Source organism: Bradyrhizobium sp. Ai1a-2 (assembly GCF_000426245.1).
In the GTDB taxonomy this organism is placed as follows: domain Bacteria; phylum Pseudomonadota; class Alphaproteobacteria; order Rhizobiales; family Xanthobacteraceae; genus Bradyrhizobium.
The window spans coordinates 1-2,010 of record NZ_AUEZ01000216.1; the positions used below are offsets into that span (position 1 = coordinate 1).

The 2,010-nt window shown below is 59.2% G+C and carries 2 pseudogenes; one reads left to right on the forward strand and one right to left on the reverse strand.

The annotated features are described in order from the left end of the window. Window positions 1-295: pseudogene (locus tag K288_RS51910) on the forward strand (transposase); the annotation flags it as partial. A gap of 360 nt (window positions 296-655) precedes the next feature. Here the strand turns inward: K288_RS51910 and K288_RS49135 are convergent. Then, window positions 656-1,776, reverse strand: a pseudogene (locus tag K288_RS49135) (IS3 family transposase). Window positions 1,777-2,010: the final 234 nt, after the last annotated feature.

The following is a 2,010-nucleotide window of genomic DNA, read 5'->3' on the forward strand; positions in this document are numbered from 1 at the left end:
CGAGAAGGTTCTTCTGCCTGTCCTTCGACCCGGCGATATCGTCGTCTTGGATAACCTCGGCAGCCACAGGGGCAAAGCAGTTCGCAAACTCATCCGTTCGGTCGGCGCCAAACTCTTCTTCCTGCCAAAATACTCGCCTGACCTGAACCCGATCGAACAGGTCTTTGCTAAGCTCAAGCACCTGCTCCGCAAAGCTGCCGCGCGAACCATCGACGCGGTCTGCGCCGCTATCGGCCACGCACTTGATGCCTTCACCGCCGATGAATGCGCCAACTACCTCAAAAATTCAGGCTATCGAACTGAATGCCATCACGCTTTTAGCAGACGATCGCGCGATCGTGGCGTTCCGGCCGGAGGGCATCGGCGACAGAAAAGGCGGATCACCTGCTGGTCGGCCTTCGTCAAAATGGTTAGGCACTAAACGGTTTGCCATAAGCGCCACGAATATTCGCGACCTTCGACTCCTCCGGTCGCCGGCCCGCTCAATGAAATTTTGAATTTGGACGGCCACTGCGAACACGCCCCACACTCCACTGACCCCCAGTGCCAGACTGGATATTCCTGCAACCTATGAGGGCACGCAAGGAGACGGTCGTCTTATCTCCACATCTTTGATAAGCGATCTGCAGATATTCCCCCGAAAAAGTGGACAGGGTTAAGCTGCTTTTCGTTCCATCTCGATCAGGGCGCTATAGCCGATGGCGGAGTGAAGTCTGGTCTGGTTATAGAAGCCCTCGATATAGGCAAAGATATCGTGCTGGGCCTGTTGGCGGATCTGATATTCGCGGTGGTGGCTGAGCTCGGTCTTCAGGGTATGGAAGAAGCTCTCCATCGGGGCGTTGTCGTACCAGTCGGCCTAGCGGCTCATCGATGCGGTGATACCGGAGTCCGAAAGGGCTTTGTGGTAGGCCTGCGCAGCATAGTGGATACCCCGATCGGAGTGATGGATCAACCCGGCTTACGGTCATTGCTTTTGGATTGCCATCGTCAGCGCGGAGGTGGCAAGTTCCGCCCGCATGTGATCGCGCATACACCAGCCGACGATTTTGCGGCTGAAGAGGTCGATGAGGGCAGCCAGGTACAGCCAGCCCTCGGCGGTCGGGACATAGGTGATATCGGCAAGCCAGACCCGGTTTGGCGCTTCAGCCGTGAAGTCGCGCCCGATCAGGTTCGGCGCGATCGGCAGGTCATGACGGCTGTCGGTGGTGCGAACCCGGCGGGGCCGCGCTACGAGGGCGCGGATGCCGTGCCGCTGCATCATCCGCTCGATCCGGCCGCGGCTGGCACCCCGTCCCTGTGCCTGCAATGCGGCATGGATCCTGGGGCTGCCATACCTGCCACCGCTGCCCTGATGGACGTCTCGAATCTCGGCCAGCAGCGTGGTATTGGTGGTGGCCCGCTCGCTCACCGGGCGTTTGCGCCAAGCATGGTAGCCGGCTGACGAGACCTCGAGCACCTCGCACATCAGCCGCACCGGATAGGCGTCCCGGTGATCCTCGATGAAGCAGAAGCTCATGTCCGTGTTCCGGCGAAGATCGCGATCGACTTTTTTACAATGTCGCGCTCCATGCGCAGACGCTCGTTCTCTTGACGCAGCCAGGCGATCTCCGAAGCCTGGTCCGCCGGAGCTTCCACCCACCGTCGCAAGACCGAGTCGCGCAGACCGAGCTCCTTGGCGACCGATCCGATCGATCGCCGGCTCGACAACACCAGCTCAACGGCCTGGCGTTTGTAGTCTTCCGTGAACGCCGACGCTGACGTTCTTCCATTCGACACCTCCTGGCTCTCTGAGCCTACTACAGGTGTCCACTCATTCGGAGGAGGTTCAAAGGTCTGATAGAGGGCGCCGGCTGAGTGGGTCGATAAATTATCCTGCACAATGCGGATGATCTCGGCATCGGGATAATGGATGTCGACTAGTGGCTCCGCACAGTGATTTTGACGGATTGGATTGAGGTGGTCAGATAAGTTCCGGCAGACACTTGGGATCGACGAGGACCTCGATACTGC